Raw genomic sequence first — 15,319 nt, 5'->3', positions numbered from 1 at the left:
GATCCGCATGCGAGAATCGGCCCTTCGGGTGAGTGGTCCCCCTACCGGTTTTCGCCTTACAGTCACGATCCTGAGCGGCACGCGCCGACTGGATCAAGAACAACGTGAACGTTGGCGACAGCTTTTACGTGGAAGGCCGGGTTGGCAAACTCGCCCAACGAAAAGGACGGCAAGACGGTCTACACGACCGATGTTATCGCGCCGATATTCACCCGCGTCCATCCTCGCTCCGAAGCGAATGAAAACACTGACGACAGCGACGAATAGTTAACGACAGGGGCGGGGAAAGCCGCCCTCCCCTGTGCAGCGAAGGCGATCGGCCGGGAACGGATGCGCCGACGGCGCAAAGCCGAACCGCCTCGGCGGCACCGCGTATTCCGAGGTTGTCGGCAATCATGTTTTTACTTTAATTTATGCGTCGTGCCGCTTACCGTGGCAAATCATCGAATCGTAGGAGAACTGATAGGCAAAAAGAAAACCCGGCGCGAAGGCCGGATTTCCAAGAGGTCGTAGCTAGAACGGAACGCCAATTCCGTCGAATTGCCACCAAAACAAGATGGCAAAATCTAGCTTCTTCCCCTGACAGTCGCAACAGGAAAATGCGCTTTCGCGCCACGGATTTTCTTTGCCGCAAGCAAGGGAAAGACGTGGTGACCATACACACCGAAATGGCCGAGTGGCTTGCCGACATCACGACGGTCAAGCAGATCGACCACTATCTTGCGCTGGTCTGGCGAGGGCTAGCCGAGGGCGCCTTGAGGGACCAGGAGGCGCAAGAGCTCAGCGAGGCCGCCCATTCGCGGCGCTCCCTGCTGCAAGTGGCGCGCGAAACCCGATTGCCGCCGGCGCGGACCTACTTTTCGAAGCGCCCCAAATCCGAGCAGTCGCGCCACCAAGCGGCGAGCGGGTCGCGCTGCCCCGTCCGATGGGCGAGGAAACGACGCTTGGGCGATATGGCTGCCCTACCCCCAAATGTGCGGGATCGCTTCACGGAGGGTGAACGGGCCGTGCTTTATATTGTTGCCTCGGACAGCCGCCAGCACGGCTCTTGCGGATCGAGCGTCAAAGAGATCGGCGACCGCGCCGGCGTCGGCGCCACCACCGTCCGCAACGCGCTGCGCCGGGCACGCCATCTTGGCCTGCTCGACATCACAGAGCGCCCACAATGGCGCGCCAGGCATCTGCCAAACCTGATAAAAATTCAGTGCCGGCGCTGGCTCGCATGGCTCAAAAAATTTCGGCCGAACCTCGGCCTTAAATTTTGTCCGACAGGGTTCAAAAAAGCGGCGTCCTCAGGAACCTACGGCAATGAACAGAAAGGCGGACAGCCTTCCTACAGCCGGACGGGTGGCCCTTCGGGCCGCTTTCAGCGGTTTGCTAGACGCAAACCACCGTCCGGCTGACGGCTGGGACGCATAACCCAACCAGTCCGCGCCCAATCGAACCGTCGCAAAGGGGGCTTTTGAACAAGCCTGCCGGAGCCGCTTGCGCCCGGCAAGGCAAAAATCAGCGCTTGGGGACGCGGCCGAGGAGCAGAGCGGCCGTCGGCACGCCAAGCCCTTTGGCGATCATGCCGATTATCGCCAGCGTCAGGTTCTGCTGCCCTTGCTCGATCTTGTAATACGTGACGACCGAGATGCCGATCAGGTCGGCAACATCCTTCTTCATCATGTCCTTGCGGCTGCGGAAGCCATTTATCGCGCGCGCGATATTGTCCTTGATCTGCTGGACGTCGAGTCGCTTCATGGATGGCTCCAGGATTGCCGGCGGCAGCAGCAATTCAGCGACGCTGATTTCAAGGGCCCGTGCAAATAACGCGACCGTCGCGAGTGTCAGGTTCTGCTCCTGGCGCATCGTCAAATAGTAGGTGCGGTAGGAGAACTCCTTTTCGCTGGCAAAGTTCTTGATCAGCGCCACGAAATCTCGATTCGCCAGATTCCGCCGCTGTCGTTCTTCTTCGAGTTTTGCCGCTATTTGCGCCTGCATCGCATCGCGCTCTGGGTTGTCCAAAACGTTTCTCGGATCGTATTTTTCCACCGCCGTCCAACCCCATACAAACCTCCTTTCGTGGCCGCAAGAAATAAGTTAAAGTATAAACTGCGACACCCGTGAAAGGAGCTCCTTTTGACCAAATCTCTGCTCTATGCCGCCGCCATTGCGGCTGGCTCCCTCTACGCCAGCAGCGCGCCGGCATCCGAATGGGGCTGTCAGGTACTGCTGTGCGTTTCCGGGAACTGGCAAGCCACCCCAAGCTGCCACCCGCCAATGTACCGGCTCCTCGCCGCCATGAAGCGTCCTGGTTTCTCGTGGCCGACGTGTCCCGCCGCGAGTTCCTCCGCGGCGCGGAAAGACGTCTATGCCGACTGCCCCGAAGGTTGGACCGTCGGCTACAGCGACGTCGGGCACAACTGCAACCGCTCGAAACCAAACATGTGCGAGAAGCGCGAGAATCTGTGCTTCAACCATCGCAACGGCAGGCCAATCTTCAAGCCAGTCACCAACCGGCGTGACGGCGACAGTTGCCAGAAGACCATCAGCATGCCGCGGCCGGTGCGGTCAAAGCCTTGGTACGTTGAGTACACTGACGCCAAGGGTTTTAGACACCGGGCCTGGTTCAATCTCAACATCTGACTGCTGCTTCCGTCGATTCTATTATGACACTCTAATTGACGTGCGAACGGAAATCGAGCCACCTAATTACAGAAGGGATCCCAATATGCGCAGCATCAACCGTTTCACCGTTGCCGGGAACGTCGGCAGCGTCACCAGCTTCAATAAGGCGGTCAAGGTCAGCATCGCGGCCGACCGCCACTGGACCAACGACGCCGGGAAAAAGGAAACCAGGACGGACTGGGTCACCGTCACCGTGTTCGATGATCAGGCCGCCTGGATCAAAGACAACGTTTCCAAAGGCCAGCCGGTCATAGCCGAAGGCCGCATCAGCAACTCATCCTACGAAAAGGACGGCGAGACGGTCTACACGACCGATCTGGTCGCAACGACGTTCAACGCCTTCCAAGTTGCCAATGCCAATACGAGCGATTGACAGAACGTCCGACGATTCTGCACGTTTTCGCTTTGCCCTCCGGCAACGTCTGCAGCGGCCTAGTCGTCGCGGCGGCGCAATCCGGCAGGGCACCGCTATCGCAGCTGGGTTCGTGCCCCCCTCCCCTTCGGCCGAGTGGCGCCCTGGCAGACCATCCGACAACAAGATGATTGGTAGACGACTTACTGGATGTGATCACGGTCGCGACCACTGGCATCGTGTGCTTCTTCATCGCCTTGACTTTTGGCTTGGACACCATCCCTGCCCTTCTGAGCGGGGGCGCAGGCAGCCCTGCTTACAAGCAGCTCTCATCAGTGGTGTGTGCATTGCTAGCGAGTGAGGGTCTCCCGGCAGCGGACAATTCCTTTGAACGTCAGAAGTCCCGGCCCGATGCTCGGGGACGAAGACCGTGTCACCAACGAGCGGATCGTCGCCGTGGATCGCGCTGACCTCCCCGAACGGCTGCCCGATGACGAGGCGGAGGTTACCTTTATCGCGGAATCCAACTTTTCCCGCCTTGGCCGTGAGCCGGGGGTCATCGAAGGGTAGGCCGAACGGGCTGAAGCGAGCCGACAAGACACGCCGCCTGCCGAACTACGGATACCGCGGCGGAGCGAGCGCGTGAGCGCGATAGCGATGACCGCGAACGGTGACAGCGTCCGCAGGCGGCAAGGTTCTCAACAACCGTAGTTGACCGGCCAGGCGTGATCGATGCGGCCCGGCCGCCTCCATCCGTCGGGGTGATTTGACGGACAAGCTACGATAGCCCCTCCCCCATGCAACCGCTGTCGCGGTCCTTCTCTCCGTTGCGGCCCCTTCGGGGTGCATGAGCGTCATCATGCTGTGGGTCGCAGGCCAGACATTCGGCTACGAGGAAAACACTTGGATGACTTACCGGCAGGCCCAGGACTTCGGCGTCCAGGTCCGCAAGGGCGAAAAAGGCACCCTTGTCGTCAAGTGCGGCACGTTCACGCCGAAGGATAACGAAGACAAGGAAGACCGCGCGATTCTTTATCTGGAGGGCTACACCGTCCTCAATATTGAGCAGATCGAGAACATGCCGGATCGGTCCTTCACCCCGGCTGAGGATCTGCCGGGCAATTCGGTTCCATACATTGAGACCGTCGAAAGTTTTGTCCAGAACGCCGGTGCAAGCGTCAGCTACGGTGGCACCAAAGCTTGCTACCGGCCCAGCGTCGACGACATCCTCATGCCTGACCGCGGGCGCTACGACAGGGAGGTGCACCTTTACTCAACTTTGCTACACGAGGTTTCGCATTGGTCCGGCGCAAGGCATCGCCTGGAGCCGCGAATTGTCGGGCAGGTTCGGCAGTGAAGGCTTTGCCGTCGAGGAGCCTTTGCGGATCTCGCATCGTTTCTGCATGCCCACCTAGGCGGGGCGCATGCCGCGCGACAACACACCCGCCTATCTGGCGAGCTGGCTCCCCGTCCTTAAGAATGACAAGAGAGCCATCATCGCGGCCGCTGCGAAGGCGCAGGCCGCTGCCGAGTTGTCACGGCCCTGCAGCCAGCCGCCGGAGAGCACGCCGCGTAAGGAGAAGCGGCTATCGGGACGGCGGCCGGGGACTTCGGCACTGTCACGCAATCGATCCTTCATCGTTTCACGTGACTTGCCATTTGGTTGTCCGCGGACAACCACTGCTCGGCCTGGGAAGTTCTTCTCCATTCCCAATTAGTTGTCCGCGGACAACTGAGTCCGAAACGGCATCAGGGTTAAGCGTTTGTAAATTCGTAACGAATCGGGTCTTATTGTAACTGCGCTGTTTATCGCATCTTAGCGTTAATTGCGCAGTTCGAGGGTCAAGGATGTTACAGACTTCAATTCAAAGCGGTGAACAGGAGCACCTGCCGTCTATGTTGTCGGCAGATTCGCTCGAACTGTCACGTCAGTTGCAGTTGCACCAGCAGAAGATATTTCCTCCGAATTCTCAGAAGGCGATTCGCAATTTCAGCCCGGCCGAGGCCTCCTATTACATCGGCATCGGAGAAGGATATCTCAGGCAAGTCGCATCCGAAGGCTACGGGCCAGAGCCGCTGGCTAACGGTCGGCGCATGTACACGCCGGACGACATGGGGCGGATTCGGCAGACTCTCGACGAAAAGAACGGGTCCCCAAAATATGTCCCGAACCGCCGTCCTGGAGAGAAACTTCAGGTGATTGCGGTCATGAATTTCAAAGGTGGTTCCGCAAAAACAACCACGTCCGCGCACCTTGCCCAGTATCTGGCACTTCGGGGTTATAAGGTGCTTGCGATTGATCTCGATCCACAAGCGTCGCTATCGGCTTTGTTCGGCCATCAGCCCGAACTCGATGTTGGCGAGGGCGAGACGCTCTTTGGCGCTATACGATACGACGAACCGCGACCGCTCTCGGAGATCGTCCGAGCGACATACACGCCGAATTTGCACATTGTGCCGGGGAACCTCGAATTGATGGAATTCGAGCATGAGACCCCAAAAGCGATCATGGCTGGATCCGCAGAATCGATGTTCTTTGCCCGGATCGGCGAAGTCCTGACCGATATTGAAAGTCTGTATGATGTGGTCATTATCGACTGCCCCCCGCAACTGGGCTTTTTGACGATGTCGGCGCTTTGTGCCGCGACGTCGGTTCTCATTACCGTTCACCCACAAATGCTCGATGTGATGTCGATGAGTCAATTTCTGGCGATGACCAGCGAGTTAATGGCTGTCGTGGAAAGGGCAGGGGGACGCACCAGCTACGACTGGATGCGCTATCTCGTGACACGTTTCGAGCCGAATGACGGCCCGCAAAGCCAGATGACTGGATTCATGCGCGCCATCTTTGGGAATCGGATGCTTCACAACCCCATGCTCAAATCGACGGCGATCTCCGACGCAGGCGTGACAAAGCAGACCCTCTATGAAGTCGAGCGGTCGCAATTCACGAGGGGAACGTACGACCGCGCTATGGAGTCCTTGAATCAGGTCAATTCGGAAATCGAAGGCCTGCTGAAGGCGACCTGGGGGAGGAAATAATGGCCCGCAAGAATCTCATTGAGGTTTCGGTTGATAACCCAGCCACTGAAACTTCATCGCCGATGACGGCTGCGAGACCGATCGCGGGCTTCGTCCCTCCTGCTATGCGCAACACTCCCATTGGGGGGATCACCAAGACCCTCGGCAACATTACGCAGAAGTTCGAACGCGCTCAGGATATCGAAAAGCAGCTAGCCGAAGGGCAAACGATCATTGAGATCGATCCAGCCCTCGTTGACTCCTCTTTCGTCAGCGATCGAATTGGCATCGATGTAGTCAAGCTTGCCCAGCTTAGCGAGCAAATCAAGGACCACGGACAACAGGTGCCGATCCTTGTGCGCCCTCATCCAGACGCTCGGGGACGGTATCAGGTCGCCTATGGCCATCGGAGACTGGCGGCCGTCAAGGTATTAGGTATCAACGTCCGCGCGGTGGTTCGGGAACTTTCCGACGAGCAGCTCGTCGTCAGTCAGGGGCAGGAGAACAACGCCCGGACTAATCTTTCATACATAGAGAGAGCATTGTTTGCAGTTCGCCTGGAAGATCGCTCGTTCTCCCGAGAGACCATCATGGCGGCCCTTGGGATCGATAAGGCTGCTCTGTCTAAAATGGTCTCTGTTGTGCGGCAGGTGCCAATCGAATTGATCGAAGCCATAGGCGCTGCGCCTGAAATCGGCCGTAGGCGGTGGATGGAACTCGCCGAGCTGCTGCCGAAGGCAAACGTCAATAACGTGCTGGCATTGCTATCGGAACCAGAAACTAAGGCGCTCTCGAGCGATCAACGCTTTCAAGCAGTGGTCGATGCCCTGACAACCAAACCTGAGAAGACGCCCAAAAGCAACGGTGCTCTCAAATCCTGGGCCCCCGCTGACAAATCGATTCGCGTCTCTCTGAAAACCAACGGAAAAACCGCCACAATCGCTATTGGCGCGGTCAACGGGCCGCTCTTTGCCGCATACATTACCGAACGGCTAGATGGCCTCTATGCCGATTGGCAGTCGAAGCAGGAGAACTGAAACCGCAAAAGAAAAAGGCCCCCGACGGCGAACCGTGGAAGCCCTTCTCGATCTGTAGCAAGCCGAGAATCTCATTTCCACGAATCAGTGTCAAGAGTTTTAAGCGTCGATTCGGCGGATGGATTTCTTTTGCCTAATTGAAGGCGAAGGAAGAAATGGAGACGGGTATTGCAACGACGCCCTTTGGGCGGCGGCCGATGTCGCTTGCCATGCTGGCAGCGCAAAACGAGTCACGGGAGATCCCCAAGGGCAGGGTCGTCGACAAATGGCAGATCTACCGGAACCTCTGCGAGGGCAAGAGCATCGTCGGCATCGGCGATCGCGCCCTGGCCGTCCTGAATGCCTTGCTGTCATTCTATCCTGACAGTGAGTTGAGTGATGAAAATGGCCTCATCGTGTTTCCCTCGAACGCACAGCTGTCCCTCAGGGCGCACGGCATGCCCGATTCCACCTTGCGGAGGAACCTGGCGGAGCTCGTGGATTGCGGTCTGGTCATCCGTCGGGACAGCCCGAACGGCAAGCGTTATGCACGGAAGGGCAGGGGTGGGGAGATCGAGGAAGCATTTGGTTTCTCGCTGGCGCCGCTGCTGGCCCGTGCTCAAGAGTTCGAGGCGGCGGCCGAGCGTGTTCGCGCCGACAACCGGGCGCTCAGGCTAATGAGGGAACGCATTACGCTGCACCGCCGGGATATCCAGAAGTTGGTCGAGGCGGCCGTTGAGGAAGACGTGCCGGGCGACTGGGGAAGCCTGTGGAGGCGTTTCCGCGCCATTGTGGAGACAATTCCGCGCCGAGCCCGCATTGCCGAGCTCGAACCTATCGTGGCCGATCTGGCCGCGTTGCGTGACGACGTGGATAAGCTGCTGGAAATCCATATGGAATCTACGAATCCGAGCGCCAATGAGTCCCAAAACGAGCGGCAGCAATCTGATTCAAATACCGATTCTATTTTTGAATTTGAACCGGCTTTGGAAAAAAGCGGGTCGGCGGCCGAGCCAAGGACGAGGACCGCAGAGGCCCCGAAAACCTATCCACTGGGGCTGGTGCTGAAGGCCTGCCCCGAAATTGCGGACTACGCCGTCGACGGCATCGGCAACTGGCGCGATTTCATGATAACCGCCGCCCAGCTGCGGGGATATCTGGGTGTCTCGCCGTCGGCGTATGAGGATGCCTGCCATGTCATGGGTCAGGAGATCGCCGCGGTGGTGATTGCCTGCATTCTGCAGCGTGCACAGCACATCGAGTCAGCTGGTGGCTATCTGCGCGTGCTGACCGAGAAGGCGAGGGCAGGGGAGTTTTCCGTCGGGCCGATGCTGATGGCGGCATTACGAGCGAACGGCGCGACAGCAAAGATGACAGGCTGACCGTTGGCGGATCGGTTCGCGCTGATGCGGGGCTTGTATGGAGCATCATGTGAGGCTATATTCTGCCTCACATGGAATGGAGAGTGAAATGCTAGCGTTCGGAAATGTCGCCGACGTGTTGGGGCTGCCCGTCAAAGAGGTGGCGGCACGGTCGCCTTTCGGGCTGATCTCCAGGATCGAGCATGGACTTCCCATTGGGGCGCTCGAGCGCGTTGCGCATCTTCTGGCGCCTGGCGATGCTCAGTTCAAATACCGGCTGATCCCCAAGGCGACCTACGAGCGGCGCAAGGCGGTACATCGCCTCTCGTCGGACGAGGGCACACGATTGGCCCGCGTGGCGCGCGTCTGGGGCCTTGCTGTCGATGTCTGGCAGAACGAAGAAGAAGCGCGCGATTTCTTGTTTCGGCCGCACCCGATGATTGAGGACAAGCGACCGATCGACGTCGTTATCATGAGCGAGTTCGGTGCCGAAATGGTGGTCGATATTCTCGCAGGGCTGAAGTACGGCAGTGCTGCGTGACGGCGCAGGCTCTCGATCGCACGCTATCGTCCTTTCGTATCGGTGATCCGGCCGGCACCTACCCTATCTTCGACGCGACCGGTTCGACAATCGCGCCTGGGCGGTGGAACACGCCCGGAAGTCCTATCATCTACACCAGCGAGCATTATTCGACGGCGCTGTTGGAAAAGCTGGTGCATGGCAGCGGCCGACTGCCGCCCAACCAGCACTACATCGAAATCACAATCCCGAGCGGCGTGAGCTACGAGGTCTTTTCCCAGCCGTCACTGCCCGGCTGGGACACGATGCCGGCGACGGTGAGCAAGGGATTTGGCGAAACCTGGTGTTTAGAACGGCGCAGCGTCATCCTGCTGGTGCCGAGTGTCGTGGCGCGTCTCGATTGCAATGTGCTGATCAATCCGGCGCATCCGGAGTTTTCAAGGATCCAGACAAGTCTGCACCAGCCCGTCTACTGGGACCGGCGGCTGTTTGGCGCGTAACGGGGGAGGGGCATTCTGTCGCCTACAATCCCGAGGCCTTGGTGAGATTTGACGTCACGTCGGCGCTTGTATTTGCGTCATCTCGGCCGAGGCGTGGCCGAGCTGCTTTTGCACATTAGCGCTCGTCGACCCCGGCCGATGAGGCAAGGCCCGCGCGCAGCGTTGGTCGGAGAACTTTTGGCTCCGTTCGCCTTGTGAGAGGTCGCCGCGCACGCCGGTGGCAAGCGCGGCTGCCTCGGAACCAATTGTCCTGGAGCTGACGCCGCAAGCTGTGATGGGTCGATCTGCGACTCAGACGATTATCCGCGCCGCCCGCCCGAGCGTGCGTTCGGCATCGTTGTAGTAGTTCGACGCCTGCTGCACCGAGCGATGCTGTGACTGCTGCATGGCTTCGGGCAGCGGAATGCCGCGGCGGGCGGTTTCGGTGAGATAGCCGGAGCGCAGGCCGTGGGCGGAAAATGCCATCGGATCAAGCCCGGCCTCGGCGACGCGTCGCTTCAGGATAAGGTTGACCGCCTGCGGCGTCAGCGCGCGTTTTTTGAGATTTCCCCAGCGGTCGATGCCGCGGAAGACGGCGCCCTCAGATATTTCAGCACGCTCCAGCCACGCTTGCAGCACCGTCACCGGCCGGCCGACGAGCAGCACGAAAGCGTCGCTGTCGGCCTGGGTCGTTTTGGTGCGGCCGAGCCGGATCGACAGGCACGGCAGTTTTTCGCCGCCGGAATTCTTGGGGTCGGCGGTCACCGGCTCTTCTTCGACGATCTGCTCGAACCTGAGCGAAGCAATCTCGCTGCGGCGGCGGCCGCCGGAGGCGAAGGCGGTGATAAGAAGGGCACGGTCACGCAGGTCGACGAGACGGTCGCCGGCGCAGGTGTTGAGCAGGGTGGTCAAAATATCGGCGGTCACCGCCCTTTTGCTCTTGCGGCCCCGGGGGCGGGCGCTGGCGCGCACGGCGAGTTTTATGGCGCTGCGCAGGCCTGGCGCGTTGAATTTTCCCACAAAACCGCGCCAGCCGGTCAGCGTCGACCAGCTGGACAGACGCCGGCGTACGGTGTTCGGCGCGTGCGGTCCATCGACGCGCAACAGTTTTGCCGACTTCAACGCCGCGGTCACGTCTTCCGGCATACCGTGCGACACGTCGGTTTCACGCTTTGCAGGATCCCACAGGTGATGGGCGACGAATTTTATCAGCAGTGCCTCCGGCGCCGGCCAGGGGAGCGAAAAACCGGTCGCGGCGAGCGACCAGGCCTCGAGATAGCCGAGGTCGGAGGCCAGCGCCCGCAGCGAATTCTCGCCGATGCCTTCTTTGGCGAGATGGCGCAGTGTGGCGACATCGTCGTCGGTGAGGATTTCGGCCAGAAAATCGCGCCGGTCGAATGGCAGCACCGAATCCAGCGCATCGAGCGCCTCCGCACGGCGCAGTTTTTGGTCTGGTAAGGGCTTTGGCAGGCGAAGATCCATGACGGCGGCTCAGAACAGATATTTTTTGTCTGCCCAGGCGAGCAGCACGGCGGCATCGCGGTCTGGCAGGCGCACCCGTCCTTGGCGCAGGCCTTCAGCGATCGCATCGCCGACGTCCGGATCGACCCAGTGCCCGTGCGTCATCAGAAAGAACCAGGCGAAGGGCAGGCCAAGATCGGCGTCGATCGCCTCGGTCCGCTCCATCAGGCGATGCACCGAAATACTGTCTTCCATCGGCAGCCGCTCTGCCGGCATTTTGAGCGGCCGCGGGATAAAGCCGATCTCGCGCCGGCCACGATCTTCGAGATCGTGGATGTCGAAGGCCCAATGGTCAAAAATGCGGTGGGCGCAAGCGCTCGACCGCTCCCAGTCGGCAAAAAAGCGGTTCTCGCGCGGCACAAAATCGAACCAGTCCGGATTGGCGTCTAAAAACGTGGTGTCGCGCGTGCCGTCTGGGCCGCCCTCACGAATGACGCGGTTCTCGAGCTCTGGCCGCCGCGCCGCCCGCTGCTCGCGCTCGACGCAGTCCCGGCGCCCCAAAAAACTCCTCATGTGAACGATGCCGCCGCCAGCGCGGCCGCGCAGGCGGTAGACCGGTCCTGCGAGCTGCTGCGCCTCGGCAGCGGAAGCGCGAGAAACCCAGGTCGGCTCGAAGAGCTGGTCGACGCTGTTGGGGCGGTAGTCGGGATCAACTACGGGGCCGGCCAGAACCTCGATCTCGCGGCCGAGCGACAGTTGCACGAAGTCGGCGACCCCCGGCCCGGTCGGCGCAATGGCGAAGGCGCTGGCGCCGCGCCATTCGGTGAATTTTTCCCCGTCCTTGCGATGCCGGTTCCAGAAGGCGGTGAGATCGCCGTTGAGTTCGGCCAGCCCGCGTTCGACCCAGGCACGGTGGTCGCCGCGGCGCGTGCCGTCGGCAGCGACAACAGCGTGAGGGTTGCACCAATAGGGATCGTCGATCGTCGCGACGGTGAAGGCAAAGCCTGGAAAGGCCTTGTTGAGGGCGGGGGCGAGCTCGGCGTCGGCCGACTGCCCCTCCAGAGATGCGAGCACGGTTTCGACGGAAGCGGGGTCGGGCAGGCGGACGGGTTCCGTGGTCATGGCAAGGTTCTCTGCGGCGGGGAACGAAAGAAGCGGTTTCTCGTCGAAGGCGAGCCCGATTGTCGTGGCTGGCGGGCTCCTGGGGGGCGAAAATGACTGATTTGGGCGGCGAGATCAATCACTATCGATAAGAGGTCATTATCGATAGTCATCTTTGTCGCCGAAGATATCGCCTGTGACGGAAGCGAATAGCAATATAGCCTCCGTTACGCGAATCGGTTACAATCGAATCAATGGCTTATGATCTTGCCAACTTGCCCCTGAACGCCCTGATCGCGCCGCTCGCCCGCGCCGAAGACCTTTTGGCCCGCCTCGACGAGCGCGTGCAGAAGAGTCCGCTGCGCGACGGTTTTTTGCAACGCTCCCACTTCGCCGACGCGGCCGCAGCACTTTGGCTCGACGGCGAACTCGTCCACACGGAAGACCTCGTCCTGCACGACGCCCGTATGGACATCCGCACCCCGACCCACGAGCTCACTCGGGCGCACGCCGTGCTGCGCGCCCGCCGCCGGATTTTTGGCCAAAAGCCGGACTGGGCGCTTTCTCGCGTTGGCATTTTGGCATTGCGCGGCCGCGAAGATCAGGGCGGCGGCAACGGGGCGAGTCATGGACGGGCCGGCTCCGACCCCGATGCCGCGACGGCGGCCACCTGGCCAGAAGACGACGCCGGCGAAAGCCTTTCCGAAGACACCGACCAGGAGGACGCTCTTGCCGAGGAACTGGCCGAGATCGATGCCGTGCTTGCCCGCTCCAGCCGGCTGCTGGCGGGCGAAAATTTGGCGCCGCGCAGGGCGGACAGCCCGGATGTCGACGCGGCAGGGCAGGGGGCAAAAACCCCGGAGACGGCTTCCTTTGACGGTCTCGGGCCGCTGATCCGCGATCTCGACTGGGACGAGGACCAGCGGCTGGCCGACTGGTTCGCCGTCGTCGACCAGGTGAAAAACATGCCGGCGGTGCTGTCCGCGGCGATCGCCTGGGAGGCCTGGCAGGACATCGAACCGCTGCAGCACCAGCATTGGCTCGGCACGCTGCTGGTCGCCGCGCTGATCAGGCAGCGCGGCAAGGTCGCTTCGCATCTCTTTTGCCTCAATGCCGGTCTGCGCATCATTCCGCGGGAGCGGCGCAAAAGCGCGGTCCGGACCACAAGGCTGCTGGCCGTGCTTGATGCCTTTGCAGAGGCGGCATCGGCGGGACTGAAGGAACTTGACCGGCTGGCGCTGGCCAAAGGTCAGATGGAACGCCGGCTCAGGAACAGGCGAAAAAACTCGAGCCTGCCGGCGCTGATCGAGCTGGTGCTGGCGCGGCCGGTGGTGTCGGCGGGATTGATTGCGGCCGAGCTGAAAATCAGCCAGCGCGCCGCGCTCGACCTGGTCGCTGAACTCGCCGTCCGCGAAGTGACGGGCCGGGGGCGCTACCGGGCGTGGGGGATCCTTTAATACTTCTGTCCGTGCTGCGGTGCTTGTCTCGCCACCGATCTCGGCCGCGCTGCGGCCAGCTCAGTTTTTTCGGATCTGGCGGCTGAATGGGCTGGTCATACCGCATCGTCCGGCTACATAGTTATGGCCGGGACTTCGCGGGCGGTACTGTCCGCAGCAATACCATTGCCCGGTCCCGTCTTTGTGCTGCATCCGTCCGCGATCCCGATGGGACCAGGCCACATGGAGGCTACCATGCTGGTAAAGGAAGCGATGACGGGCGAAGTGCGTTGGTACTCCCCCGATACGCCGATCCAGGAAGTCGCGCGCGTCATGCGTGATGAAGGCATCGGTTGCGTACCGATCGGCGAGAACGATCGGCTCGTTGGTATGATCACGGATCGCGACATCACCTGCCGCGGCGTGGCCGCGGGCGAACGCCTCGAAGCGTTGACATGCCGCGCGGTGATGTCGCCCGGCATATTCTTCTGTTTCGAGGACCAGACCCTGGAGCAGGCGCTTGGACAAATGCAGGAGCGCCAGGTGCATCACCTTCCAGTGCTCAACCGGCAGAAGCGGATGACCGGCCTCATCTCACTGGGTGATATCGCCCTGAAGGGCGAAAGTTCGATCCTCGCGCCGCTTGCCAAAATCGCCGCACGCGACGCTGAACGGCACGTGCAGGCTGCCTGAGGTTTCAGGGAGGCTTGCGTCAAATAGACGGGAGCGGCATGAGCGCTAGCGGCATGCCGCCCCAATGTCAAATCGGCGTGGGGTCTCCGCGCCGATTGACACGATGAGCTATTGCAATCTCAGTGGCGGGTGGGTCACACTGTGGCGCCTGTTCACAGGCGCTGCATGCATTCGGGTCGAAGAAGGCTATCAAAAACCTACGGAGATCGCGAATCGACGTCCTCGCTCATTGTTGGCTCCCGGAGGCACTGATACACCCCGACCCCCCTGAACCTGGTGGTGAAATCCGAGAGCGCGTCGCATGATGGCGCTGTCCCAGGCTGAAGCTGCCGAAGCCTTGGGACTGTCGAAAGGCAGCGTCTGAACGCGGCACCCGTCGCGGAGATGACCGCCCGGTCGAAATCCCAAAGACCGTAGCCCTGGTATGGTCGGCGCTGTTCCACCGACTGCGCGAATGGCCGGAGAACTTAGGCAATAAATGCCACGGTGAATGCGGCCAATCACTCATACCCGCGAAAACTGGTGCCCGCGCGCGTGGGGAACCCTCAACGCGTATGCACCGTTAAGACGATTGCCAGGGAGAATCACCATGAATAGCGCGGACCCGACCCACCGAATTCGGCCTGAAGTGCGCGCCGCAATTAGCGCCTTCCTCAACGAGGTCCAAAGAGACCCGAAACTATTTGCTCTCTCGGAAGCCCTAGCAGCAATAAGACAGATCTTTCCTGAACTGGAAATCTCCGACGCCGATCTTGCCGACGCCATCGCGAGTGAAGCTCTATCGGCTGGCGTCGGCATTGAGTTCGACGTGCTTAAGACGCGTAAGGCGCTCGAACGGAGGGCGATCGAGCGATGGGAGAATGAAGGCGGCACTAGCGGAAGGAAGAAGAACTCAGATCGGGCTCAAAGCGACGCTGCGCAGCGAGCGAAAACCAATGACACCAATGGCAGAGGGCGACGGGCAAACGAATCTAAGAAGCGGCATCGGTTGATCTAGCCAAGTCACTTCCTTAAGCCGCCCGCCACGAGTTGCAAACTCTCATCCTCAATGATGCTGATCATTTCATTGTCTCCACATGATGTGCAAACGACAGGCGAGATACGCCAATCCGAACCTTTCTCTTGCTGAGCAGTTCGAATTCCGCGAACGTCCCTGACTAGGTGCAAAATTTGCACGGAGCCTAAAAAAAATGGCAGGGACGCGCG

16 protein-coding genes and 2 pseudogenes are annotated in these 15,319 nt (G+C 60.6%); 14 read left to right on the top strand and 4 right to left on the bottom strand.

Annotated features, from left to right (window positions below; genetic code table 11):
• Window positions 1-141 precede the first annotated feature (141 nt).
• Together BQ8482_RS40160 and BQ8482_RS26680 are read left to right on the top strand one after the other, a co-directional pair.
• Window positions 142-267, top strand: coding sequence for a hypothetical protein (locus BQ8482_RS40160; protein ID WP_280178877.1), 126 nt, complete (start codon window positions 142-144; stop codon window positions 265-267).
• A gap of 146 nt (window positions 268-413) precedes the next feature.
• Window positions 414-1,403: a hypothetical protein gene (locus tag BQ8482_RS26680; RefSeq protein ID WP_133254835.1), complete on the top strand. Its 990-nt coding sequence runs from the start codon at window positions 414-416 to the stop codon at window positions 1,401-1,403.
• Between the two features lie 103 nt (window positions 1,404-1,506).
• Here BQ8482_RS26680 and BQ8482_RS26675 read toward each other — a convergent pair whose 3' ends face one another.
• Entirely contained in the window at window positions 1,507-2,037 is a 531-nt protein-coding gene (locus BQ8482_RS26675; RefSeq protein ID WP_123150332.1) for a helix-turn-helix domain-containing protein, read from the bottom strand.
• An 87-nt stretch (window positions 2,038-2,124) separates the two neighbouring features.
• On the opposite strand from BQ8482_RS26675, the gene BQ8482_RS26670 reads away from it, so the two are divergent.
• The 9 genes and pseudogenes from BQ8482_RS26670 to BQ8482_RS26635 all read left to right on the top strand — a co-directional run bounded on the left by BQ8482_RS26670 (window position 2,125) and on the right by BQ8482_RS26635 (window position 9,443).
• A complete protein-coding gene (locus BQ8482_RS26670) occupies window positions 2,125-2,631 on the top strand; it encodes a hypothetical protein (RefSeq protein WP_123150331.1) in 507 nt (168 codons plus the stop codon).
• Between the two features lie 85 nt (window positions 2,632-2,716).
• Window positions 2,717-3,046: a single-stranded DNA-binding protein gene (locus BQ8482_RS26665; RefSeq protein ID WP_123150330.1), complete on the top strand. Its 330-nt coding sequence runs from the start codon at window positions 2,717-2,719 to the stop codon at window positions 3,044-3,046.
• Window positions 3,047-3,412: 366 nt separating this feature from the next.
• A complete protein-coding gene (locus BQ8482_RS37820; RefSeq protein WP_133254833.1) occupies window positions 3,413-3,595 on the top strand; it encodes a hypothetical protein in 183 nt (60 codons plus the stop codon).
• 277 nt (window positions 3,596-3,872) lie between these two features.
• Window positions 3,873-4,557, top strand: a pseudogene (locus BQ8482_RS26660) (ArdC family protein); the annotation flags it as partial.
• Window positions 4,558-4,873: 316 nt separating this feature from the next.
• Window positions 4,874-6,067, top strand: coding sequence for a plasmid partitioning protein RepA (repA, locus tag BQ8482_RS26655; protein ID WP_123150329.1), 1,194 nt, complete (start codon window positions 4,874-4,876; stop codon window positions 6,065-6,067).
• Complete coding sequence (gene repB / locus BQ8482_RS26650; protein WP_123150328.1) at window positions 6,067-7,083, top strand: plasmid partitioning protein RepB; 1,017 nt, start codon at window positions 6,067-6,069, stop codon at window positions 7,081-7,083. The genes repA and repB overlap by 1 nt, the downstream gene beginning before the upstream one ends.
• Window positions 7,084-7,238: 155 nt before the next feature.
• On the top strand, window positions 7,239-8,444 hold the full coding sequence (gene repC, locus BQ8482_RS26645; RefSeq protein WP_123150442.1) for a plasmid replication protein RepC: 1,206 nt from the start codon (window positions 7,239-7,241) through the stop codon (window positions 8,442-8,444).
• An 88-nt stretch (window positions 8,445-8,532) separates the two neighbouring features.
• Window positions 8,533-8,964 (top strand): antitoxin Xre-like helix-turn-helix domain-containing protein, encoded by a 432-nt coding sequence (locus BQ8482_RS26640; protein ID WP_123150441.1) that lies wholly within the window; start codon window positions 8,533-8,535, stop codon window positions 8,962-8,964.
• Window positions 8,961-9,443: an RES family NAD+ phosphorylase gene (locus tag BQ8482_RS26635; RefSeq protein ID WP_123150327.1), complete on the top strand. Its 483-nt coding sequence runs from the start codon at window positions 8,961-8,963 to the stop codon at window positions 9,441-9,443. The genes BQ8482_RS26640 and BQ8482_RS26635 overlap by 4 nt, the downstream gene beginning before the upstream one ends.
• A 22-nt stretch (window positions 9,444-9,465) precedes the next feature.
• Here BQ8482_RS26635 and BQ8482_RS39590 read toward each other — a convergent pair.
• The 3 genes and pseudogenes from BQ8482_RS39590 to BQ8482_RS26620 form a co-directional block, all read right to left on the bottom strand.
• Window positions 9,466-9,674: pseudogene (locus BQ8482_RS39590) on the bottom strand (integrase); the annotation flags it as partial.
• 60 nt (window positions 9,675-9,734) lie between these two features.
• The gene (locus BQ8482_RS26625) at window positions 9,735-10,904 is read right to left on the bottom strand and encodes a site-specific integrase (RefSeq protein WP_123150326.1); all 1,170 of its coding nucleotides are present in this window, start codon (window positions 10,902-10,904) and stop codon (window positions 9,735-9,737) included.
• A 9-nt stretch (window positions 10,905-10,913) separates the two neighbouring features.
• Window positions 10,914-12,005: a hypothetical protein gene (locus tag BQ8482_RS26620; RefSeq protein ID WP_123150325.1), complete on the bottom strand. Its 1,092-nt coding sequence runs from the start codon at window positions 12,003-12,005 to the stop codon at window positions 10,914-10,916.
• Between the two features lie 233 nt (window positions 12,006-12,238).
• On the opposite strand from BQ8482_RS26620, the gene BQ8482_RS26615 reads away from it, so the two are divergent.
• The 3 genes from BQ8482_RS26615 to BQ8482_RS26605 all read left to right on the top strand — a co-directional run bounded on the left by BQ8482_RS26615 (window position 12,239) and on the right by BQ8482_RS26605 (window position 15,110).
• A complete protein-coding gene (locus tag BQ8482_RS26615) occupies window positions 12,239-13,441 on the top strand; it encodes an RHE_PE00001 family protein (RefSeq protein WP_123150324.1) in 1,203 nt (400 codons plus the stop codon).
• A 222-nt stretch (window positions 13,442-13,663) separates the two neighbouring features.
• Entirely contained in the window at window positions 13,664-14,113 is a 450-nt protein-coding gene (locus tag BQ8482_RS26610; RefSeq protein WP_244602974.1) for a CBS domain-containing protein, read from the top strand.
• Between the two features lie 589 nt (window positions 14,114-14,702).
• Entirely contained in the window at window positions 14,703-15,110 is a 408-nt protein-coding gene (locus BQ8482_RS26605; RefSeq protein ID WP_123150323.1) for a hypothetical protein, read from the top strand.
• Window positions 15,111-15,319 lie beyond the last annotated feature (209 nt).

The organism is Mesorhizobium delmotii (genome assembly GCF_900149755.1).
Classification (GTDB): domain Bacteria; phylum Pseudomonadota; class Alphaproteobacteria; order Rhizobiales; family Rhizobiaceae; genus Mesorhizobium; species Mesorhizobium delmotii.
The sequence above is the reverse complement of the archived record's forward strand: the minus strand, read 5'-3'. Positions and strand labels throughout refer to the sequence as shown.

Coding starts and splice junctions, on each gene's coding strand:
- BQ8482_RS26680 (WP_133254835.1), top strand. CDS start 414: ATGCGTCGTGCCGCTTACCGTGGCAAATCATCGAATCGTAGGAGAACT.
- BQ8482_RS26665 (WP_123150330.1), top strand. CDS start 2,717: ATGCGCAGCATCAACCGTTTCACCGTTGCCGGGAACGTCGGCAGCGTC.
- repA (WP_123150329.1), top strand. CDS start 4,874: ATGTTACAGACTTCAATTCAAAGCGGTGAACAGGAGCACCTGCCGTCT.
- repB (WP_123150328.1), top strand. CDS start 6,067: ATGGCCCGCAAGAATCTCATTGAGGTTTCGGTTGATAACCCAGCCACT.
- repC (WP_123150442.1), top strand. CDS start 7,239: ATGGAGACGGGTATTGCAACGACGCCCTTTGGGCGGCGGCCGATGTCG.
- BQ8482_RS26640 (WP_123150441.1), top strand. CDS start 8,533: ATGCTAGCGTTCGGAAATGTCGCCGACGTGTTGGGGCTGCCCGTCAAA.
- BQ8482_RS26625 (WP_123150326.1), bottom strand. CDS start 10,904: ATGGATCTTCGCCTGCCAAAGCCCTTACCAGACCAAAAACTGCGCCGT.
- BQ8482_RS26620 (WP_123150325.1), bottom strand. CDS start 12,005: ATGACCACGGAACCCGTCCGCCTGCCCGACCCCGCTTCCGTCGAAACC.
- BQ8482_RS26615 (WP_123150324.1), top strand. CDS start 12,239: ATGGCTTATGATCTTGCCAACTTGCCCCTGAACGCCCTGATCGCGCCG.
- BQ8482_RS26610 (WP_244602974.1), top strand. CDS start 13,664: ATGGAGGCTACCATGCTGGTAAAGGAAGCGATGACGGGCGAAGTGCGT.
- BQ8482_RS26605 (WP_123150323.1), top strand. CDS start 14,703: ATGAATAGCGCGGACCCGACCCACCGAATTCGGCCTGAAGTGCGCGCC.